The sequence below is a fragment of the Pyruvatibacter mobilis genome (assembly GCF_012848855.1).
Taxonomy (GTDB): Bacteria; Pseudomonadota; Alphaproteobacteria; order CGMCC-115125; family CGMCC-115125; genus Pyruvatibacter; species Pyruvatibacter mobilis.
Genome location: NZ_CP051630.1, coordinates 2570488 through 2591769, shown reverse-complemented (window position 1 = coordinate 2591769; position 21282 = coordinate 2570488). Strand labels below are relative to the sequence as shown.

Genomic DNA, 21282 nt, shown 5'->3' with positions numbered 1-21282 from the left:
TGGGATCGCTTGTACCCATCGCGCGGCACGGCCTCAAGGGGAAACAACCCCCGTCCTTAAGGGCGTGACGATGCCGCCGCTTGGCCGGTTTGGCGCTTTCGTGCTACCCGCTGAGGCCAAGCTAGGGCCGGGTAACGCCTGCGATGCGTGAGGAACAAGAGCAATGAGCGACAGTGTAGTGATTATCGGGGCCGGTCACGCCGCCGGCCAGGCAGTGGCAAGCCTCCGCCAGGAGGGCTTTGAGGGCACCATCGTGGTGATCGGCGAGGAAAGCGTCGTCCCCTATCAGCGCCCGCCGCTGTCGAAGAAGTTCCTCGCCGGCGAGATCGGCATCGACCGCGTGCTGTTCAAGCCGGTTGATTTCTACGCCAAGGCGGAAGCGGAAATGATCCTCGATACCAAGGTCGAGACCGTGGACACCGCCGCCAAGAAGGTGGTGCTGGAAGGCGGCCGGACGCTGGATTACGGCAAGCTGATCTTCACCACCGGCGGCCGCGTGCGCAAGCTGGCCTGCCCGGGCGCGGAACTGCCCGGCGTCAACTATCTGCGCACCATCGCCGATGTGGAAGCCATCCGCGCCCACTTCAAGCCTGGCGCCAAGCTGGTGATCGTCGGCGGCGGCTATATCGGCCTTGAGGTGGCCGCCGTTGCCGTGAAGCACGACATCGACGTGACGGTGCTGGAAATGGCGCCGACCGTGCTGGGCCGCGTCACCTGCCGCGAGGTGGCGGAATTCTTCCAGCGCGTGCACCGCGAGGAAGGGGTGAAGATCCTCACCGACACGGCGCTGGCCGGCATCGAGGGCACCGACCATGTAACCGGCGTCAAGACCGGCACCGGCGACATCATCCCGGCGGATTTCGTCATCGCCGGCATCGGCATCCTGCCCAATGTGGAACTGGCGCAGGAAGCGGGCATCACCTGCAACAACGGCATCGTGGTGGACGAGCTGTGCCGCACCTCCGACGAAAACGTCTATGCGGCGGGCGACTGCACCTTCCACCCCAACCCGATCTACGACGTGGAGCTGCGGCTTGAATCCGTCCACAACGCGCTGGAGCAGGCCAAGACGGCGGCCGCCCATATTTGCGGCAAGGACAAGCCCTACGGCCAGGTGCCGTGGTTCTGGTCTGACCAGTATGACCTCAAGCTGCAGATCGCCGGCCTCAGCCAGGGCTATGACGACGTGGTCATCCGCGGCGACATAACGGGCCGCTCCTTCGCCGCCTTCTACATGAAGGACGGCAGGATGATCGCCGTGGACGCGGTGAACCGCGCCCCGGAATTCATGATGTCGAAGATGATGCTCCAGAAGGGCCAGTCCGCCCCCGCCGAAAAACTGGCCGATGAAAGCATCGAGATGAAGGACATGCTCGCCTGAGCCGGTCCTTCGGCGTGACACGATTGGGGCACCTGCGGCAGATGCGGCAGGTGCCCTGACGCATCTTGACGTATCGCCATACTGGCTTTAAGTCATTTCCTATAAAAATGACGGGTGCGTCATCTTTGCGGATTGAGGAGTGCGGGCGGCTGTCCGCGCTCCGGGATTGACCGTGCTGCATGTCTGGGGGCTTGCCTCAGGCGCGGTCCTGCCCGTAAGAACACGCCCATCAAGACCAACCATCTGTCGCGGGCAGCGCTTGGACGCGAACCTGCGAGGGGCCTCCCCAGGGCCGAGTAAGACGCGAGAGGGAACATGGCGAAGATTACCTATGTCGAACATGACGGAACCGAGCATGTCGTGGATGTGGCCGATGGCCTGTCCGTCATGGAAGGCGCGGTCAACAACATGATCCCCGGCATTGATGCCGATTGCGGCGGCGCCTGCGCCTGCGCGACGTGCCACGTCTATGTGGACGAGTCCTTCATGGACAAGATCGAGCCGAAGGAAGACATGGAACAGACCATGCTGGACTTCGCCCCGGACGTGAAGGAAACCTCACGCCTGTCCTGCCAGATCAAGGTGAAGCCGGAACTCGACGGCATGGTCGTCCGCATGCCGGAAAGCCAGCACTAAGCGGCTTAGGCAGCGCCCCGGCCCATGCGGCAAGGGGCAGACGAAAGAGACAATCAGCAGTGCCCGCCGGAGACATCCGGCGGGCGTAGTTTTTTGTGCTTGGGACGTGAGCCGCGGGCGCTGCGGCAAGCGGAGATGCGAGTGGACCCCGGATCAAGTCCGAAGATTGCATCCTCCAAAAAGTGGCTCTTAAGGTAGTGTTTGGGTCTCGTCTAACAGCTTGTCGGCAGCTTGCCGATACCTGTGAAGTGAGGCGCCGGTTATGCCCAGTTGTTGGCAGAGGTCATAACAACCGGCCTCCAACTGAATGAGGTGCATTCCGAGGGCAAACTTGCCCCGAAACGTTTTGCTGCGGACTTTGAGTTTGTCGTCTACGTCTCGTTTGACAAACTCGATTCCGTCGTCAGCTTCCCAGACGATTGAGTGTATGAGTGCATTGCGCCTAGCCTCCCGAGTGATCTTGTTGATAAGGCGGATTGCCTTCTTATCTTTTTCCCGCCCACGTTGCTGCAAAAGCGCCTTGGCAATGCTCGCCTTCGTTTTGAATTGGAGGCTGCCCAAGACTGTGTGTGCGTGGAGATAGGAAATCTTCAAGATATCTCTTATCGCAACTTCGAGAATGCACTCGAACATCTGCCACTCAATTATGAATTGCCCATACAAGCGTCTGTTAGTGTTGACGCGCGAGGACTCGTCAGCCATTCAGGAATCATCCTTAAAAGGTGTGGAGTTAAAAAGCGGGTACTGAACAAATCACCGAGATTTTACCTAAGAGAAGCAGCTTATAGGATAAGAAACACGGGCAAGCAGGACTTTTCCCTAGGGTGACTTATGACGGGCCTTAGTCCCTCGTTACTGCTTCGTCCCCTCAATTTCGTTTGCCTTGCGTAGTATCGTTTCCGCAAGTTCCCGTGCCTCAGTGGGAGGCAAGGCAATTCCCAAGTTTAGTCCTGGAGCAAGACCAAGCTCAGGGTGGGAAACATCAAGACCAAGCCGGACAATGCCGAATTTTTTGTCGGCCTGCACTCCAACCTGCTGGGGAGTGATCATTAGCCATCTATCATTTGCCATGTTGCCTCCAAAAGGAGGAGCTTAACTGCGGGATGCCGAATGTGGAAAGTTCGGCAAGAGACGTTTTCCTGCGCATGATAAGGGAGCACGATCGGAAAATTTCCGCGGGCGCTGCGGCAAGGGGAGACGCGAGTGGACCCCGGATCAAGTCCGGGGTGGCGGCTGTGTTTTTCTCCGTAGCCCCGGACTTGATCCGGGGCCTACTCGCCTGTCGGTTGGCGTTAAGGGGTTGTCGTCCCCGTAAAAATTATCCCCGTCCCCCTGCCCCCGTGAGAGACTGCCTGCACCTCCCGCCGCAAGGGCAGCCGGACCGTCCGGTCCTGGGCGGGGGAGCGGATGCCTGGAAGGTTCGGCGAAGGGCGTTTCCTTGGGAACGGGGAAGCAGCGCGCAGGGCCGGGACATGCGAGTAACGCGCGCATGTTGCAGAGGCGGCCACGACCCAGACCCGGTCACGCCCTGAAAAAGCTGGCCTCACCGCGTCCGTGCACGTTCCAAAGTGTGGACGGTGGAAGAAGGGTCTGCGGCGGATCCCTCCGGCCTAGTCGCCGGACCCCGCTGCGCAAGGGACGCGCGCCGAAACCATCCGCGCGGGACGCACCTTCAGCCGTCTGCGACCCCATCGATACGCATTCTTCTCATGTCTGCGCAGCCGCAGACCGAAGGTGCGCCCGCACCCCTTAGGGGGACATGTCTCAACCGACGCAGGCGCTGGCCGCGGGCGGGGTTTCGTGCTGGGCGGGCATTCGTGGGGGATGGTTTTTCGTGCGGCGTGGGCGGGCCGTGAGGGGCCGGTGCCGAGAAGAGCCGCGGGCGAGAGTGGGCCCCGGATCAAGTCCGGGGCGACGGAGAAAGACACCGCGTGCCCCGGACTTGATCCGGGGCCTACTCGCCTTGCAGCAGGGTGAGAGCGCGGGAGCAGCCCCCCACCCGCCGGAGCTTCGCTCCGCCGACCTCCCCACACCAAAGAGAAAAGGGGGGAGGTAGATTACGTTCCAACCCGCGCGCATGGCGCGCACCTCCCCCTTGTGGGGAGGTCGGCAGGCCCTTGGGGCTGCCGGGTGGGGGGAAAGCGCAACGGAAGGAGAAGGGCTGGCGGGTGCTCTACGACGCCGCCGCGCTGCCGGTGGTTTCAGGATGTGACCCGCCCTGGGGACCGCCCTCGGGGGAGGCGGGGATCGCCTTGGGGTCGGTGGGGAGGTGGCAGGTCACCTTGGTGCCTTCGCGCGGGGCGCTTTCAAGCGACACCCAGCCGCCATGAAGTTCGACGAAGCTGCGCACCAAAGTAAGGCCGAGGCCCGCGCCGCGGCGTTTTTCGGACGTGCCGCGCGCTTCGAAACGGTCGAACACGGTGGCCTGGTGCTCCGGCTTGATGCCGTCGCCCGTATCCCGCACCCACAGGCGCACTTCCTGCCCCTCGCGCTCACCGCCAAGGGTGATGGTATCGCCCGGATTGGTGAAGGAGATGGCGTTGGACAGAAGGTTGAACAGGATCTGCTTGAGGCGGCGGGAATCCGCGGCCAGCGTGCCGAGATTGGGGGCGGCCTCCAGCGCCAGCACGCGCTTGCCCTGCTTGGCGCGCGGGCCGGTCATCTCGAACACCTGCTCGACGATGTGGTTGAGGTCCACGTCATCCACGTCGAGCGCCATGGCGCCCGCCTCGATGGTGGCAAGGTCGATGATGTCGTTGACGAGGTCCAGAAGCTCGGTGGCGGATTTGAGAACGCCGCCCGCATATTCGCCCTGCTTCTCGTTGAGCGGGCCGAAAAGCTCCGTATTCAGAATTTCGCCGAAGCCGATGATGTTGGTGAGCGGGGTGCGCAGCTGATAGGAAACATGGCTGATGAACTCGCTCTTCAGCCGGTCGGCGGTCTCCAGCGCGTCATTGCGGTCGCGCAGGGCGCGCTCGATAAGGGCCGCATCCGTCACGTCCACATAGGTCAGCAGCATGTTGCCGTCAGGCAGCGGCACGGCGGCGTAATCCACCACGCTGCCATCCGGCCGTTGCAGCCGCCCCGTGCGCGTGCCGCGCTCATCGGTGACGGAAGTGATACGCGACTTGATCTCGGCCCATTCATCCGCGTTGTCGTAAAGCCCCTGGCACCACTCGATGATCTGGTCGATATGCGGTTCGCCCGAAAGCTGACCCGGCTCCAGATGCCAGATGCGCTGATAGGCCGGGTTGTGCAGCTTGAGGCGGCCATCGGACCCGAACACCGCCACGCCCTCATAGAGCTTGTTGAGGGTTTCAAGCTGCACGTGCTGGGCGGTGGTGAGGCTTGATTCAAGCTTCAGCTGGTCGGTGACGTTTTCATAGAGATAGAGCAGCCCGCCGAACGGGTGCGGCTGGCCAATGACGCGCAGGGTGCGGCCGTCAGGCAGGTGCCACAATTCGTCGGTGGGTTCAGCGCGGGTGTAAAGGTCAAGCCGCTGCTGCTTCCAGGCGCGGAAATCGGCCTGCTCGGGCAGGCGACGGGATTCGCGCAGGGTCTCCAGCACCTCGCCCTCGCCGGGCTCGGTGTCGAGGAAGCTTTCCTCGAGGCCCCACAATTTCTGGAACGCGCGGTTGTAGAAGCGCAGGCGCCGGTCGGGGCCGAAAATGGCCACCGCGCTGGCAAGCCGGTTGAGCGTGTCCTGATGGGCTTCGAGGTGGCGCTTCAGGTCGTTCTCGGCTTCCGCCAGCGGCGTGATGTCGAGCGCGAAGCCGGCGCTGCCGCCGTCGGCCAGCGGCAGTTCGATAATGTCGAGCACCAGCCGCTCGCCGTTCACCACCGCATTGGCGCGCTCGTGGTAGCGCTCGCCGCGGGTGATGCGGGCCGCGGCCGCAGCGAGCGTGTCGGCATTGAGCAGCTCGCGCGCCTCATCGATGACGCTGTCGGTGTCTTTCGCCTCAACGGCGGACGCAAAGGCGCCATTGACCCAGATGAGGGCGCCGTCCGCCGAGCGGCGCCAGGCGGGGAAGGGGGCGGCGTCCGTCACCTGGCTCAGCAGGGTGCGTTCGCGCTCGGCCTTGCGGGCGGTCTCGACCAGGCGGGATTCCTCCTCCCGCTCGCCGGTGATGTCGCGCATCCACAACACGGCCTGGGCGCCCGCCGGGCGGCCCTCCGCCTCATAGGTGCGCCCGTCGCGCATCTGCAGGTTGAGCGAGAAGCGCGCACCGCGCTCGCGCAGGCGCGAGACGCCGTTGCGCAGGGCCTCGGCATCCTCGGGCTCAAGCCGCGTCAGCACAAAATCGAAATCAACCGCGCCGGAGGACGGGTCGGCCAGTCCCGCGGTGGAGCCGACAACGCGCGGGCGGCTCCAGGTGCGGGCGCCGGTAGTGGGCGCCACGGTGCGTTCCGGCGACCAGATGAAGACCGCGTCCGGCTCTGCTGAGAGAATGCTCTCGGCGCTGTCGAGCTTGGTTTCAAGCTCGGTCATCCGCTCGGCGCGGGCGGCCATGTCGCGGCGGCTGCGCCTATGCGCCCGCCCGGCGGCCCAAAGGGCGCCGATGGCGACCGCCACGGCCCCGGCAGCGACACTGGCCAGCAGCGTGCTCACAGATGCACTTGGATCAAGGCCCGGATCAAGGAGGGTGGTGCCCTGCGCCTGGGCGCTTGCGGGCAGCAAGGCGGCCATGCCCGCCCCGCCTGCAAGCAGACATGTGGCAGCGGCGCGGTTGTGTGGACGCGATGGGCGCATGGCTCTGTGTTTGATTCGTCTTCCCCCGCCTAGGAAACCCGTATCCGCCGCCCCATGCAACCATGCGTGCGCAGATGCAGCCCTGAGGCGCGCAACAAAAAAACGGGGTGTCCCGTAAAGGACACCCCGTTCGGTGTGGTGAGTGAGGCGCGGGGCGCGTCCGCCTAGTAGCGGTAATGCTCCGGCTTGAACGGGCCCTGCTTGGACACGCCGATATAGGAGGCCTGCTGGTCGGTCATCTCGGTGAGCTGGACGCCCAGCTTCTCGAGATGCAGGCGGGCAACCTTCTCGTCCAGGTGCTTCGGCAGCACATAGACCTTGTTTTCGTACTCATCGCCCTTGGTGAACAGCTCGATCTGCGCCAGCACCTGGTTGGTGAAGGACGCGGACATCACAAACGACGGGTGGCCGGTCGCGTTGCCGAGGTTGAGCAGGCGGCCTTCGGACAGCAGGATCATCCGCTTGCCGTCGGGGAACTCGACCATGTCCACCTGCGGCTTGATGTTGGTCCACTTGTGGTTCTTGAGTTCAGCGACCTGAATCTCGTTATCGAAATGGCCGATATTGCCGACGATCGCCATGTCCTTCAGCGCGCGCATGTCGTCGATGGTCACCACGTCCTTGTTGCCGGTGGTGGTGATGACGATGTCGGCGGTGGGGGCGGCGTCGCGCAGGGTGACGACCTCATAGCCGTCCATGGCGGCCTGCAATGCGCAGATCGGGTCCACTTCCGTCACCTTCACGCGGGCGCCTGCGCCCTGCAGCGAGGCGGCGGAACCCTTGCCCACATCGCCATAGCCGCAGACGATGGCGGTCTTGCCGGCCATCATCACGTCGGTGCCGCGGCGGATGCCGTCCACCAGCGATTCCTTGCAGCCATATTTGTTGTCGAACTTCGACTTGGTGACCGAGTCGTTGACGTTGATCGCCGGGAACGGCAGGTGGCCCTTTTCCATCAGCTGGTAAAGCCGGTTGACGCCCGTGGTGGTCTCTTCCGACACGCCCTTGATGGCGTGGCGCTGCTTGACGAAGAAGCCCGGCGTCTCCGCCATGCGCTTTTTGATCTGCGCGAAGAGATACTCTTCCTCCTCGGACCCCGGGTTGGACAGGATGTCTTCGCCTTCTTCTGCCCGCGCCCCCAGCAGGATGTACATTGTGGCGTCGCCGCCATCATCCAGGATCATGTTGGAGGGTTCGCCATCAGGCCACTGGAAGATCTTGTCCGTATACGTCCAGTATTCTTCCAGGCTCTCGCCCTTTACCGCGAAGACCGGCGTGCCGGCGGCGGCAATCGCGGCGGCGGCGTGGTCCTGGGTCGAGAAGATGTTGCACGACGCCCAGCGCACCTTGGCGCCAAGCGCTTCCAGCGTGCGGATCAGCACCGCGGTCTGGATCGTCATGTGCAGCGAGCCGGTGATGCGCGCGCCGGCAAGCGGCTTGCTCTCGCCGAATTCCTCCACGCAGGACATCAGGCCCGGCATCTCGGTTTCGGCAATCTCGATTTCCTTGTTGCCGAACTCCGCCAGGGAAATATCGGCAACGACGTAATCCTGCTCGCTCATAAGCGCTCTCTCCATGGATGCCCGGGGCACCGCCGCATGCGGGACCGGGTGAGGGATTCCCCCCGCATGAAGATGGCGGGCGGAGGTTGCAGGGGTTCTAACAGCCCTGCCGCCACGTAACAAGGTCATATAAAGAAAGGTTTATATCGCGGCACAATACCCGAATGTAACTATGGGTAGCAATTAACTCGCAATTTAATTTGATATGGCACGATCAGGCCAGTTCCAGAGAGGTGGCCTTATGTTTCAACGTGCAGGCTCTGTTTTGGAGACAGTCAGGCGGCACCGCATGCGGATGTCCATCCTGGCAATCATGTTGAGCGCTGGCCTGTTCGGCATGCTCTTCATCCTCGACCGGACCAAGGAGCAATGGGACCGGGCAGGCGTGCTGCATGACCCCCGGCCGCTGATCGTCAGCCGCCTGCGGCACCATCTGGGTTATGGCGGCGTCGTCCACAATTTCCTGAACTCGATTTTGCGGCCCGACGCTGAACGGCAAGAGGATACCGCCATCGACCTCGGCGCGGTGCGCGGCACACTCCTTTACTACGACAGCCTCGACGTCAGCCCGATGGAGCGCTCCTCCCGCATCATCATCGCCGAGGAACTGGACCGCATCTACGTCGCCGCCCGCCGTATAGAAAGCGGCGAATTCAAGGGCCAGGCCCCGGAAGACGTGTTCCGCAGCCTCGACGTGGATCTCGATGCCCTGGCCGCCGCCGTCGACACCCTGGCGAAGATCAGCGCCGGGACCAGCACTGCCAGCAGCGGCTATCACGGCCTGCTGTCGGACTTCGAGGCCGCCATCGGTCTCAACGGCATGATCCAGAACCTGAAGCTGTTCCTGCTCACGGGCGATACGCAATTGCTCGACGATGCGGAGACCTGCCTTGACCAGGCGCTGACCATTCTCGGTGCCTTGCGCCAGCACGCGACCTCCGTCGCCGAAGCCGAGGCGCTGTTCGTCATCCACGACACGATCAGCACCTATCGCCACGCCATCCGCGTGGCCGGGGACATGACAAGGGACGGTGCCAGCGCTGCCGAGATAGATGCCGTCATCCGCATCAATGACGTGCCGGCGATCAGTGCCTACGCCACCCTGCTGGGCTTCGAGAAACTGCGCCTGATGGAAAGCACGGCCACCGTGGCAAGCGGCTTCAAGCAGCTGGAGTGGACGATGATCGGGCTGGTGCTGTTCGTCCTGCTGCCAATGATCACCGAGTTTGGCAGCTTTTGCCTCAGTCTGATTACCGGCCTGCCGGATTGGGAGCGCAAGCTGTCGGATGCCGCCTCCGACCTGGCCCATGAGGAATTGCACAAGGTGCATGACTTCTCCTCCCTGCCATCGGAATTCGCCAATCTCGAAACACCCTTCGGGCTGATCCGCAATACCATATGGCATCGCCGCGAAACCGCCCTTCAGGACCAGGTGCAGGTGGCCGCGGTGACCTCGGAAAACGAGCGCTTCCACAGCGAGCTGGAGGCCCTGCGCATCGAACAGGACATGACCCGGGAACGCGCCCGCACGGCCCATCAGCGCGCCGTCGAAGCGGTGAATGACGGCAAGACGCTCAGCAGCGTCATGGACAGCCTCTCCCACGGCATCCTCGCCAGCCGCGGCATTGGCGAGATCGTGTTCTGGAACAGCGGCGTGCCGGAGCTCATCGGCGTGAGCCCGGAATGGCTGTCGGGCGGCAGAACGCTCCGTGACCTGATCATCTATCTCGCCTCCCGTGGCGAATACGGGCAGGGCGACCCGGTGGTGATCGCCGACGCGGCACTCGACCGGCTCGAGGAGCGCCTCGGCGCCGGCGTGGTCAGCAGCGATCACAAGTTCGCCAATGGGCGCGTACTCGCCCTGGAGATGTCCAAGAGCACCTCCGGTCTCATCGTGTTCTCGGCGGCGGATGTGACCGAACATCACGAGCAGGTGGAAGCCATGCAGCAGCAGGCCACCTCTGACCCGCTGACGGGCCTGCCAAACCGCGTGGCGCTGGACGAATTCACCACAGCCATGCTCAAGCACTCCGAGCGTTCCGGTGAGGTGGCCGCGATCATGGCGATCGACCTGGATGGCTTCAAACCGATCAATGACACGCACGGCCATCACGCCGGCGATGAGTTGCTGCGCGAGATTGCCACGCGCATGCAGGAGGAGGCGCGGGAGACCGATTTTGTCGCCCGTGTCGGCGGCGATGAATTCATCATCGTGCTGCTGCACCTGGAAGACGGCAACGGTGCGCTGAGATTCGGCCAGCGCCTGCTGCGCGCCATCGAGATGCCCGTGACCCTGGAGGACGGCACCGAGGTGCATGTCTCCGCCAGCGCCGGCATATCCCTGTTCCCCTATCACGGCCGCGAGGCCCAGCCCCTCTGCGTGCTGGCCGACATGGCGCTCTATGAAGCCAAGGGAAAGGGCCGCAACGCGGTGGTGATGTACGAATTGCCGGAAACCCAGGCCGTGAACGTGCTGACGGCAGCCTCCTCGGCATCCTGACCCGCCCGGCTGATACCCGTACGATTAACGGGATATTGACCCCGGCCTGCGACCCTCGCTCTTTGGTAGAAAGCAGGTAGAAGGCCGAATGCGCAAGGCAGCCTCAGTCTCACAGATCATCAAGCGCCATCTTGTCCGGATGTCGGTGCTTGGCAGCGTGCTGTGCGCGGGCCTGCTGTACATGGCCTATGAGCTGTCGGTGGCCGAGAGCCGCTGGGGCGAGGCGGCAAGCCTGCACGATGCCCGCCCGGCGGCGATCAGCCGCCTGCGCCATGAGCTGGGCTATGGCGGGCTCGTCCACCACTATCTCAACACCATCCTGCGGCCGGAAGAAGCCAGCACCCAGCAGGTCGCGTTCGGTATCGGCGGGGTGGAAAGCGCACTGAAGGAATTCGGCGCGCTCGACATCAGTCCGCTGGAGCGCACCGCCATCGAAATCATCCGGGAAGAGCTCGAACAGTTCAACCTGGCCCTGCGCGCGCTTGAAGAGGGTGAGTTCACTTCCATGTCGCCGGAGCGGACCTATATCCGCCTCGGCGTGACGCCGGACCGCATGGCACGGGCGGTCGAGACACTTGCCATGGTCAGCGGCCCGCGTGAAGGCGACAGGCAGGACGGCCAGCATCTGCTGGGCGCGTTCGAGGCGGCCATCGGCCTCAACGGGCTGATCCATCATCTCAAGGTCTATGTGCTGACCAGCGACCCGGCTGCGCTCGACGCGGCCACGGCGGCGCTTGAGCGTGCCCAGGCGACTCTCGCTGTCCTGAAGGCGCGCGCCATGACCGGCACCGAACGCGAGGCCGTGCGCATCATCGGCCGCACCATTGATGACTATGCCCGCGGCCTCACCATCGCCGCGGAGATGGTGGCAGAGGGGGTGCCGGCGCGGGAAATTGACAAGGCCATCCGTGTGGATGATGTCCCCGCCCTCAGCGCCTACGAAACCCTGCGCGGCTTTGCCATCGCCCGCCTCAACGAGCGCACCCGCGAGGTGGGGGCCGGGCTCGTGACGGTCAGGTGGCTGGCCCTTGTCCTCATTGTCGTGTTCCTCGTGCCGTTCGTGCTGCAGTTCGCGCGCGTCTGCCTTGGCCTTATGAAGGCTGTGCCGTCCTGGCTTGATCAGGTGACCGACATCGCCGACAGCCTGGCCAAGGAGGAATTCGACAGGAACCAGGATTATTCCGGCCTGCCGGCAGAATTCGCCGCCCTTGAAACGCCCTTCAACGCCATCCGCCGTACCCTGTGGTTCCGCCGCGAGCAGGCCGTGGAAGGCGAAGCGCAGGTGGACAGCTTCGCGGCGGAAAACGATCAGCTGAGCGGCAAGCTCGCGACCGTGCGCAAGGATCTCGACGAGATGACCGCCCGCGCCGAAAGCGCCGAAGCACGTGCCGCCAGCGCCGGCACCAGCGTCGACATGATCGGCGGCGTGATCGAGAGCCTGTCCCAGGGCGTGCTGGCAACCCACGGCTTCGGCAAGCTGATGTTCTGGAACCCGCGCCTGGCTGAGCTCACCGGCGTGCCGCTCGGCTGGTTCACCCGCGAGCGCACACTGAAGGAACTGATCCTCTATCTCGCCACCCGAGGCGATTACGGCGTCGGCGACCCGACCCAGATCGCAGACAGGGTAATCAAGACCATCGACCGCGAACTGGGCGATGGGGTCTACCGCTATGACCAGAGTTTCGGCGGCCAGTTCGTGCTGGCGCTTGAGATCGTCCGCCGTGGCGACGGCACCATTGTTTTCTCCGCCACCGACATAACCGAGCGGCACGAGCAGGCGGCCATCATGCGCGAGCAGGCAACGTCCGATCCGCTGACCGGGCTGGCCAACCGCAACGCGCTGGACAAGTTCACCGGCTCCATGTTCCGGCATGTGGAACGCTCGGGCAAGGTGGCCGCCGTGCTGGCGCTGGACCTCGACGGCTTCAAGCCGGTCAACGATGCCTATGGCCACGGGGCAGGCGACGAGGTGCTGGTGGAGCTCTCTGCCCGCTTGCGTGAGGAAGTGCGGGATACGGATTTCGTGGCGCGCACCGGCGGCGACGAATTCATCATCGTCATGCTGCACCTGGAAGATATCCGCGGTGCCGTCCGCTTCGCTCAGCGCCTGCTGCGCGCCATCGAGGTGCCCATCCGCCTGTCCCAGGGTGTGGAGGTCAGCATCTCCGGCAGTATCGGTGTCTCAGCCTTCCCGCAGGATGCGCGCGAAGTGGATGAGCTGTTCCGCAAGGCGGATGAGGCGCTTTATGAGGCCAAGGGCGCAGGCCGCAACTGCGTGCGGGCCTATGGTGACCTCAATGCTGTGAAAGACGGCCAGGACGCCGTTGAGGGCGGCAAGGACGAAACCTCGTCCGGTCTCAGGGTCGCCGGCAGCAGCCGCTAGGCTATTGCCCCAAGCAGTCGCTTAAGGCGTGTTCGCCCGCCTCATTCCTCGGCGCCCTACTCCTCGCCGAAATTATCCGTCACCAGCGCTTCCAGCGCGTCCATGGCCTGCTGTGCCTGCGGGCCGGACGCCTCAAGCGCAATGGTGCTGCCGGTTGAGGCCGCCAGCATCATCAGCCCCATGATCGAGGTGGCCGACACGGTCTGGCCGTCCTTGGTGACGCGGATATCCGCGTCGAATGCCTCGGCCGTCTTCACGAAGCGCGCCGAGGCGCGGGCATGCAGCCCGCGGGCATTGGTGATGGTGAGAATGCGCGACAACGGCGCGCCCCCATCCGTATCGGCATCGCCATGACCGGCCGGTGTGCCGGTGTCGGATGTGGCGCTGCGTCCGGCGGTCGTGCCGGAGGGTGTGTCGGCTCCTGAGGTCATGTCCCCGTACCGGCGCGTGCCGGCTTACGTATCGTTGGCCAGAAGTTCGCTGGCGATATTGATGTATTTGCGGCCTGATTCCTGCGCCATGGCAGCGGCTTCCGCCAGCTTGGCATCATTGCGCACGCTGGCCAGCTTGATCAGCATGGGAAGGTTAATCCCCGCGATCACCTCCACATTGGCCTGCTCCATGACGGAGATGGCCAGGTTGGAGGGGGTGCCGCCGAACATGTCGGTGAGCAGGATCACCCCGTCCCCCGTATCCACCGCGCCGACAGCGGCAAGGATCTCCTTGCGCCGCTCCTCCATGTCGTCGTCCGGGCCGATGCAGATGGCGCGGGTATTGGCCTGGGGGCCCACCACATGCTCCATCGCGGCAACGAATTCGGTGGCGAGATGGCCATGGGTGACGATAACAAGACCGATCATGGAAAGACGTGATCCGTGTGCGGAAAGATACTGGTGAACCGCGCCTGTACACGTGCCGCTGTAAACGGCTCAGCACGCGCGGGAGAAGGCCAGATCACACCGCGTTCCGGCCCCCCATTGCAAGGATAATTGACGCGGGTGCGAAAAAAACCCGCACCTGCTCCCACCCTGGCGCTGAAGGCCCCGTTCAGCCGAGCAGCCCGTCATCCCCGGCAAAGCCGGACAGCACAGGCCCTGCGCCCGGAGCCACGCCGATCGTTTCAAGCGCCAGAGCGAGTTTCAGCGGGGCGGAGCCCTCGAAGGGCGCCAGCGCCACCAGCGGCAGCGTCACCCCGTGCAGGCTGTCCGTGCGCGGTTCGGCAATGCGGGCAATGGCGTCCGGCGTGTCGAGATCAACGATCAGCGCCAGCGGCGGCACCGCGTCACGGGCAGGCACCGACCGGCGCACCAGCCCCAGCCCGCGCACTTCCAGAAGCCCTTGCAGCGGCGCGGGCGCTTTGGGGTAGAGCGCGCCGTCCCGGGCCTCCAGCAGCACCCGGTCATCGGCGATCAGCCAGGCATCGGCAAAGCGGTCGAGAAAGCGCAGCGCCAGATCGGATTTGCCGCTGCCGGATGCCCCCCGCAGCAGCACGCAGCGGCCGCGCCGGGCAAGGCAGGTGCCGTGCAGGGGCTGAGCCTGAGATGCCGCGTCAGCCGTCATGCTGCCGGTAGCCGGATGACGAAGCGCGCGCCGGTGATGTCGCCTGCCTCATCCACCCGGTTCTCCGCATGCAGCGAGCCGCCATGCGCCTGCATGATCTGCCGCGAGATTGACAGGCCGAGGCCCGAATTGTTGCCGAAGGCACTCGGGTCCGGCCGGTCCGTATAGAAGCGCTTGAAGATTGTCTCGATGTTGTCCGGCGGAATGCCCGGGCCGGTATCGTCGATGGTGATCTCGATTTCCTCGCCCCGGCGCACCATACCGATCTCCACCCGGTCGCCGGGCTGGCTGAACGACACCGCATTGTCCACGAGGTTCGCCAGCACCTGGCCGAAGCGCAGCTCGATCACATCCGCCATCAGCGGTTCGGTGGTGTCTGGCGCTACGAAATGCACCTCGATGTCGGCCGTGCGCGTGCCCTTGCGCGACTGGGTGTAGTTGCGCACGAAGGTGGCCACCACCTCGGCGAGGTCCACCGGCACGGCTTCGGCACGGCTCATCTCCGCGTCGATCCGGCTGGCATCGGAAATGTCCGTGATCAGCCTGTCGAGCCGCACCACGTCGTGATTGATGATCTCCGTCAGCCGCGCCCGCGCCGTGTCGTCCCTAGCGATCGACAAGGTCTCGATGGCGCTGCGCAGGGAGGTGAGCGGGTTTTTCAGCTCATGCGCCACATCAGCGGCAAAGCGCTCGGTGGCATCAATGCGCGCATAAAGCTCGCGCGTCATCTCGCGCAGGGCGCCGGACAATTCGCCGATCTCGTCGCGCCGGTCGCGGAAGTCTGGGATCTCCACCCGCGTATGCCGCTGGCGGCGCACCCTCTCGGCTGCGTCCGCCAGCCGCCGCACCGGGGCCGCGATGGTGCCCGCCAGCAGGATCGCCAGCAGCACCGTGACCACCAAAAGCACCACGAAGACCCGCAGCACCGCCAGCCGTTCAGCCCGCACCAGCGCGTCAATGTCGCCGCCTTCGGTAGAGAGCAGCAGCGCCCCCATCACCGCCTTGAAACGCTGCACCGGAACGGCGACCGACACGATCAGCTGGCCGCGGTCATTTTCCCGCACCATGGCGGTGGGCTCGGCCCTCAGCGCGCCGCGCACTTCCTTGTAATTGAGGCCCTGGCTGCCCGGCAGCTCCTCGTAGCGCGGCACGTCGCCTTCGCGCAGGAGATTGGTGATCAGCACATTCACCCAATCCACAAGCGTGACCCGTTCCTCCTGCGCCGGCGGCGGCAGCTCATAGGCGATGACGTCGCGCCCCGCATCGATGAACTGGGAATCCACCACGATCACGCCATTGGTGTTGTAGAGCCGGGCACGCGCATCGGTCGGCAGCACCAGACGGCGCAGGATGGCGGCGGCGCGGTTGGGATCGATCGGCGCCTGGCGGGCGGCCACCGTCAGGTCGATCTGCGGGACCGGCCCGTCCGGCACGATGATCTGGGTTTCAAGCTCGACGGTCGCAGCTTCCGCCAGCGCGCCGGCGATGATCTCGCCCTGGGCGCGCAGATTCTGGATGCGCTGGTCGATCAGCCCGGCCTGGAACTGGTTGACGTAAAGAATGCCCACCGCCAGCAGCGCCAGCGCCAGCACGTTGAACGCCACGATGCGCCGGGTGAGGGTGGAAAAGCGCCCGCGCACCTGCACCTCGTTGACGGCCCGCATGGCAGGCGCCATCAGCGGCGTGATCCGCCCGCGCGCCTGCCTGAGCCACCGGGTGATCCGGTGCCCCGCATCCCGGCTGCGGCGCGCGCTGTCTGTCATGATCGGGCTGGCTTTCCTCTGGTGCCGCTGTGAGTGCGTGGTGAGAGCGGGGAGGGCCCGCTACTCAGTCTTCCCCGCTACTCAATCTTCCTTGTAGCGGTAGCCGACGCCATAGAGCGTCTCGATAGCGTCGAACTCTGTATCCACCGCCTTGAATTTCTTGCGCAGGCGCTTGATGTGGCTGTCGATGGTGCGGTCATCCACATAGACCTGGTCGTCATAGGCCGCGTCCATCAGCGCGTCGCGGCTTTTCACATAGCCCGGCCGCTGTGCCAGCGAATGCAGGATCAGGAATTCGGTGACCGTCAGGGTCACGTCCTTGCCGCCCCAGGTGCAGGCATGCCGTTCGGGATCCATCTTGAGCCGCCCGCGCTCGATCACGCCAGCCGCCTCGCGCCCATTGGCACCGGCAGCCTCTCCGGCTGCCGCAGGGGCTGTTGCCGCCGTCGTGCCCTTGCCATTGTCCTTCGGGCTGCCGCGCCGCAGCACCGCCTTGATGCGCTCGATCAGCAGGCGCTGGGAGAACGGCTTCTTGATGTAGTCGTCCGCCCCCAGCTTGAGGCCGAACAATTCGTCGATCTCGTCATCCTTGGAAGTCAGGAAGATGACCGGCATCTCGCTTTTCTGGCGCAGCTTGCGCAACAGCTCCATGCCGTCCATGCGCGGCATCTTGATGTCGAACACGCCAATGTCGCAGGGCTTGCCCGCAAGGCCTTCCAGCGCGGCTGCACCGTCGCTGTAGGTGCGCACGGTAAAGCCTTCGGCTTCCAGCGCGATCTGCACGGAGGTGAGGATGTTGCGGTCGTCATCCACCAGGGCAACTGTCGGCATTTTATGTGTTCGCTTTTCTTCCGTCTGGCTCGCCGCAACCCCGGGCGCACGGCCGCGCGGGGAGGGCAGGGCTGGTATCCGCAGGGAATCGGGCATCAAGATGACCGGTCCGCCTTCATACCATTCTCATACAGCCTCTCCGCACGGGGCCAAAGACCTACTGCCCCGCACGGGTGCGAAGGCCCATCGCATAGCCGCGCCGTGCCGTGCCGTCCCGGCACAGCATCGCGTCCCGGATATGTCCGCGCCGGGGCCGGTCCCGCCCTTCCACATGCGAATCCGTTGCAAAATGGGCACGGCGGCACTCCTTCCCGCCATCGGCAATTCCCGAAATCTCCGGCCCCATGTTGCGCAACATTATGACGCAGCCTAAGTTGGCCGCGCTTGGCATTCCGGGGCCCTAACCCCCGGCACGCCAAGGGAATTTGGCGGATTCCGGGCCGCTTTTGACGGACCCTGCGCCGGCTGGCCCGCGCCCTGCATGGGCGGCGGGCGTGCAGCGTGGCGGACGGTCCGAAAAAAGCGGCACGAATTGCGGCTTTTGCTTATCGACTCTGCCGCGCCAAGGCGTTAATCCACGCTGCATTCACGCAGCGGCAGCAAGGCGGTTTCGCCTGCATGACGGTCGCCGGACCCGCAAGGGGCCGGTTTTTGAGAGATTTGAGCTTCGCGCGTCAGGGGGGGACGTGGTCCCGCCCGGCCCCGCGCGCGGACGGTAACGGAGACAGCGACAGTGACACAGACCGGTCCCAAAGCATCGAGCTACGGCCTCGACAAGATGGGCTTCACCGACATCAAGGCAGCCCATTGGAACCACCGCCCTGCGTCCCTGGTCGAGATCGCGCTGGAGCGCGGTGAAGGCAAGCTCGCTGCCGACGGCCCGCTCGTCGTCAAGACCGGCGCCCACACCGGCCGCTCCGCTCAGGACAAGTTCATCGTCCGTGACGCGTCCTCCGAGGATCAGGTCTGGTGGGACTCGAACAAGTCCATGACCACCGAGCAGTTCGACGCCCTGCACGCCGACATGCTGGCCCACGCCAAGGGTATGGAGCTGTTCGTCCAGGACCTGTTCGGCGGCGCCGACAAGGACCACCGTCTGCCGACCCGCGTGGTCACCGAATATGCCTGGCACTCGCTGTTCATCCAGCACCTGCTCATCGAGCCCATGTCCAACGAGCTCGATGACTTCACGCCGGAATTCACCATCATCGACCTGCCGAGCTTCAAGGCCGATCCGGCCCGTCACGGCTGCCGCACCGAGACCGTGATCGCCTGCGACTTCACCCGCCAGATCGTGCTGATCGCCGGCACGTCCTATGCGGGCGAAATGAAGAAGTCGGTCTTCTCCATGCTCAACTACAAGCTGCCGCCGAAGAAGATCATGCCGATGCACTGCTCGGTGAATGTCGGCAAGCAGGACGACGCCGCCATTTTCTTCGGCCTCTCCGGCACCGGCAAGACGACGCTTTCCGCCGACCCCGACCGCCAGCTCATCGGTGACGACGAGCATGGCTGGGGCCCCAACGGCCTGTTCAATTTCGAAGGCGGCTGCTACGCCAAGATGATTAAGTTGTCGCCGCAGGCGGAGCCGGAAATCTTCTCGACCACCCGCCGCTTCGCCACCGTGCTCGAAAACGTGGTGATGGACGAGGACACCCGCCAGCTCGACTTCAACGACGCGACGCTGACCGAGAACACCCGCGGCGCCTATCCGATCAGCTACATCCCCAATGCCAGCCTCACCGGCGTTGCAGGCCAGCCCAACACCATCATCATGCTGACGGCTGACGCCTTCGGTGTGCTGCCGCCCATCGCCAAGCTCACCCCGAGCCAGGCCATGTATCACTTCCTGTCCGGTTACACCGCCAAGGTGGCGGGCACCGAAAAGGGCGTGACCGAGCCGGAAGCCACCTTCTCCACCTGCTTCGGTGCGCCCTTCATGTCGCGCCACCCCAGCGAGTACGGCAATCTGCTCCGTGCCCTGATCAACGAGCATGATGTGAATTGCTGGCTGGTCAACACCGGCTGGACCGGCGGCGTCTATGGCGTCGGCCACCGCATGCCGATCAAGGAAACCCGTGCCCTGCTCAACGCAGCGCTCGACGGCAGCCTGCTCGACGCCGAGATGCGCGTTGACCCGAATTTCGGCTTCGAAGTGCCGGTCTCCGTCACCGGCGTGGACGAAAAGCTGCTCAACCCGCGCGGCACCTGGGCCGATGCGGACGCCTACGACAAGCAGGCTAAGGCGCTCGTCTCCATGTTCATCGACAACTTCAAGAAGTTCGAAGATCACGTGGACCCGGACGTGCGCGACGCAGCGCCGATCCAGGCCGCCGCTGCCGAATAACCGTCAGGCAACGGACAGATCATGACGCATAAGGGAGCCGTCGCCGCGGGCCATGAGGTCACCGCAGCGGCGGCTTTCGAACTCCTGGAGGATGGCGGCAACGCGTTCGATGCCGCCATCGCCGGCGTGCTAGCTGCCTGCGTGGCCGAGCCCATACTGGCCTCCCCCGGCGGCGGCGGCTTCATGACCGCCCGCAAAGGTGATGCCGGGCGCGGTGACACCACCCGCGTATTTGACTTTTTCGCCCAAACCCCACGCCGCAAGCGCGCCCGCGGTGACATCGACTTCCGCGAAGTGCATGTGGATTTCGGCAGCGTCACGCAAGCCTTTCATATCGGCCTCGGCGCTGCCGCAACGCCCGGCCTCCTGCCCGGCCTGTTCCGGGCGCATGAGCGCCTGGGCCGCGTGCCGATGACGCGGATCGCCGAGCCCGCTATCCGCGCCGCCAAGGAGGGCGTCAGGGTCACGGCGTTCCAGGCCTATCTTCTCACCGTCGTCGAACCGATCCTCACCGCAAGCCCTGCCTTGCGCGCCCTGTTCACCGATGCGGAGGGCAGGCTGCTGACCGAAGGCGCTGTGCAGAAGAACGCGGCCCTCGCTGATGCGCTTGATGCCCTGGCCCGCGAGGGCGAGGTGCTGGCGACCAAGGGCGAGATCGCCCAGGCCATGGCACGGCAGGCGGATGATGAGGGCGGCCACCTGACCCTGGATGATCTGCGCTTCTACGAGGTTGCCACCCGCACGCCGCTGGAAGCACGCGCCGGTGACCTGCGGATCGAAACCGTGCCGCCGCCCTCCACCGGCGGGGTCATGGTGGCGCTGGGCCTCGACAGGCTCGAGGCCTCCCACCGGCGCAGGCGCGTGCCGGCCCCGGATATCGCCGCCACCCTGTTATGGATGAACACGTTGCGTGCTGAATGCCACGGCGACCCGGACGCGCTTTTGGCCCGCCGCGCCCAGCTTGAGGCAGACGGGCAGAAGAAACCCCAGGCCCTGCGCGGCACCACCCATGTGAGCGTGGTGGATGGCAGCGGCAACGCAGCGTCGGTTACCGTGTCGAACGGGGAAGGCTGCGGCGCGCTGGTGCCCGGCTGCGGCTTCATGCTCAACAACATGCTGGGTGAGGACGACATCAACCCCGGCGGCTTCCATCAGTGGGCGGAAAATATGCGCATGTGCTCCATGATGTCGCCCATGCTGGCCCATGACGATGCCGGCAAGGTGATGGCCCTGGGCTCCGGCGGCTCCAACCGCATCCGCTCAGCCCTCCTGCAGACGGCCCTGCTGCTAGGCCGCGGCGCCCACCCCGAAGAGGCCGTCATGCACCCCCGCCTCCACGTCGAAGGCACCCGTGCCGACGAGGCCACCAAGCTCAGCTTTGAGGAAGGCTGGCCCGACGCCGAGCGCGACGCCATGACCCGCGACTTCGACATCACCGAACCCTGGCCCGACCCCAACATGTTCTTCGGCGGCGTCCACATCGCCGCCCGCGATGAGCGCGGCTCCCTGGAAGGCGCCGGCGACCCGCGCAGGGCAGGGGTGTTCCTCAAAGGCTGACGCAAGCCTGCC

The 21282-nt window shown here is 64.9% G+C and carries 14 protein-coding genes; 6 read left to right on the top strand and 8 right to left on the bottom strand.

Annotated features, from left to right (window positions below):
• Positions 1 to 163: 163 nt before the first annotated feature.
• The gene (locus tag HG718_RS11980) at positions 164 to 1381 is read left to right on the top strand and encodes an NAD(P)/FAD-dependent oxidoreductase (RefSeq protein WP_160586917.1); all 1218 of its coding nucleotides are present in this window, start codon (positions 164 to 166) and stop codon (positions 1379 to 1381) included.
• A 315-nt stretch (positions 1382 to 1696) separates the two neighbouring features.
• The gene (locus HG718_RS11975) at positions 1697 to 2017 is read left to right on the top strand and encodes a 2Fe-2S iron-sulfur cluster-binding protein (protein ID WP_027842979.1); all 321 of its coding nucleotides are present in this window, start codon (positions 1697 to 1699) and stop codon (positions 2015 to 2017) included.
• A 189-nt stretch (positions 2018 to 2206) separates the two neighbouring features.
• Here HG718_RS11975 and HG718_RS11970 read toward each other — a convergent pair whose 3' ends face one another.
• The 3 genes from HG718_RS11970 to ahcY all read right to left on the bottom strand — a co-directional run bounded on the left by HG718_RS11970 (position 2207) and on the right by ahcY (position 8329).
• The gene (locus HG718_RS11970; RefSeq protein WP_160586916.1) at positions 2207 to 2719 is read right to left on the bottom strand and encodes a hypothetical protein; all 513 of its coding nucleotides are present in this window, start codon (positions 2717 to 2719) and stop codon (positions 2207 to 2209) included.
• Between the two features lie 1471 nt (positions 2720 to 4190).
• The gene (locus HG718_RS11965; RefSeq protein WP_160586915.1) at positions 4191 to 6704 is read right to left on the bottom strand and encodes a PAS domain-containing sensor histidine kinase; all 2514 of its coding nucleotides are present in this window, start codon (positions 6702 to 6704) and stop codon (positions 4191 to 4193) included.
• A gap of 227 nt (positions 6705 to 6931) precedes the next feature.
• On the bottom strand, positions 6932 to 8329 hold the full coding sequence (gene ahcY / locus HG718_RS11960; protein ID WP_373868308.1) for an adenosylhomocysteinase: 1398 nt from the start codon (positions 8327 to 8329) through the stop codon (positions 6932 to 6934).
• 289 nt (positions 8330 to 8618) lie between these two features.
• On the opposite strand from ahcY, the gene HG718_RS11955 reads away from it, so the two are divergent.
• Positions 8619 to 10829 carry a sensor domain-containing diguanylate cyclase gene (locus HG718_RS11955; RefSeq protein WP_160586913.1) on the top strand — a complete coding sequence of 737 codons (2211 nt, stop codon included), beginning with the start codon at positions 8619 to 8621 and terminating at the stop codon, positions 10827 to 10829.
• 88 nt (positions 10830 to 10917) lie between these two features.
• Entirely contained in the window at positions 10918 to 13212 is a 2295-nt protein-coding gene (locus tag HG718_RS11950) for a sensor domain-containing diguanylate cyclase (RefSeq protein WP_160586912.1), read from the top strand.
• Between the two features lie 56 nt (positions 13213 to 13268).
• Here HG718_RS11950 and HG718_RS11945 read toward each other — a convergent pair whose 3' ends face one another.
• From HG718_RS11945 to HG718_RS11925, 5 genes are all read right to left on the bottom strand, one after another.
• On the bottom strand, positions 13269 to 13643 hold the full coding sequence (locus HG718_RS11945) for an HPr family phosphocarrier protein (protein ID WP_160586911.1): 375 nt from the start codon (positions 13641 to 13643) through the stop codon (positions 13269 to 13271).
• A 24-nt stretch (positions 13644 to 13667) separates the two neighbouring features.
• Positions 13668 to 14072 carry a PTS sugar transporter subunit IIA gene (locus HG718_RS11940; RefSeq protein WP_027840842.1) on the bottom strand — a complete coding sequence of 135 codons (405 nt, stop codon included), beginning with the start codon at positions 14070 to 14072 and terminating at the stop codon, positions 13668 to 13670.
• Positions 14073 to 14259: 187 nt separating this feature from the next.
• Positions 14260 to 14772, bottom strand: a complete 513-nt coding sequence (locus tag HG718_RS11935; protein WP_160586910.1) for an HPr kinase/phosphorylase — start codon at positions 14770 to 14772, stop codon at positions 14260 to 14262.
• Positions 14769 to 16535, bottom strand: coding sequence for a sensor histidine kinase (locus HG718_RS11930; protein WP_244617619.1), 1767 nt, complete (start codon positions 16533 to 16535; stop codon positions 14769 to 14771). Before HG718_RS11930 ends, HG718_RS11935 begins: the two co-directional genes overlap by 4 nt.
• An 81-nt stretch (positions 16536 to 16616) precedes the next feature.
• A complete protein-coding gene (locus HG718_RS11925) occupies positions 16617 to 17366 on the bottom strand; it encodes a response regulator transcription factor (RefSeq protein WP_160586909.1) in 750 nt (249 codons plus the stop codon).
• A gap of 778 nt (positions 17367 to 18144) precedes the next feature.
• Between HG718_RS11925 and HG718_RS11920 the strand changes: the two genes are divergently transcribed.
• Complete coding sequence (locus tag HG718_RS11920; RefSeq protein ID WP_192928087.1) at positions 18145 to 19713, top strand: phosphoenolpyruvate carboxykinase; 1569 nt, start codon at positions 18145 to 18147, stop codon at positions 19711 to 19713.
• 21 nt (positions 19714 to 19734) lie between these two features.
• The gene (locus HG718_RS11915) at positions 19735 to 21270 is read left to right on the top strand and encodes a gamma-glutamyltransferase (protein WP_160586907.1); all 1536 of its coding nucleotides are present in this window, start codon (positions 19735 to 19737) and stop codon (positions 21268 to 21270) included.
• The last annotated feature ends 12 nt before the right edge of the window (positions 21271 to 21282 follow it).

Coding starts and splice junctions, on each gene's coding strand:
- HG718_RS11980 (WP_160586917.1), top strand. CDS start 164: ATGAGCGACAGTGTAGTGATTATCGGGGCCGGTCACGCCGCCGGCCAG.
- HG718_RS11975 (WP_027842979.1), top strand. CDS start 1,697: ATGGCGAAGATTACCTATGTCGAACATGACGGAACCGAGCATGTCGTG.
- HG718_RS11970 (WP_160586916.1), bottom strand. CDS start 2,719: ATGGCTGACGAGTCCTCGCGCGTCAACACTAACAGACGCTTGTATGGG.
- HG718_RS11965 (WP_160586915.1), bottom strand. CDS start 6,704: ATGGCCGCCTTGCTGCCCGCAAGCGCCCAGGCGCAGGGCACCACCCTC.
- ahcY (WP_373868308.1), bottom strand. CDS start 8,329: ATGAGCGAGCAGGATTACGTCGTTGCCGATATTTCCCTGGCGGAGTTC.
- HG718_RS11955 (WP_160586913.1), top strand. CDS start 8,619: ATGCGGATGTCCATCCTGGCAATCATGTTGAGCGCTGGCCTGTTCGGC.
- HG718_RS11950 (WP_160586912.1), top strand. CDS start 10,918: ATGCGCAAGGCAGCCTCAGTCTCACAGATCATCAAGCGCCATCTTGTC.
- HG718_RS11945 (WP_160586911.1), bottom strand. CDS start 13,643: ATGACCTCAGGAGCCGACACACCCTCCGGCACGACCGCCGGACGCAGC.
- HG718_RS11940 (WP_027840842.1), bottom strand. CDS start 14,072: ATGATCGGTCTTGTTATCGTCACCCATGGCCATCTCGCCACCGAATTC.
- HG718_RS11935 (WP_160586910.1), bottom strand. CDS start 14,772: ATGACGGCTGACGCGGCATCTCAGGCTCAGCCCCTGCACGGCACCTGC.
- HG718_RS11930 (WP_244617619.1), bottom strand. CDS start 16,535: ATGACAGACAGCGCGCGCCGCAGCCGGGATGCGGGGCACCGGATCACC.
- HG718_RS11925 (WP_160586909.1), bottom strand. CDS start 17,366: ATGCCGACAGTTGCCCTGGTGGATGACGACCGCAACATCCTCACCTCC.
- HG718_RS11920 (WP_192928087.1), top strand. CDS start 18,145: ATGGGCTTCACCGACATCAAGGCAGCCCATTGGAACCACCGCCCTGCG.
- HG718_RS11915 (WP_160586907.1), top strand. CDS start 19,735: ATGACGCATAAGGGAGCCGTCGCCGCGGGCCATGAGGTCACCGCAGCG.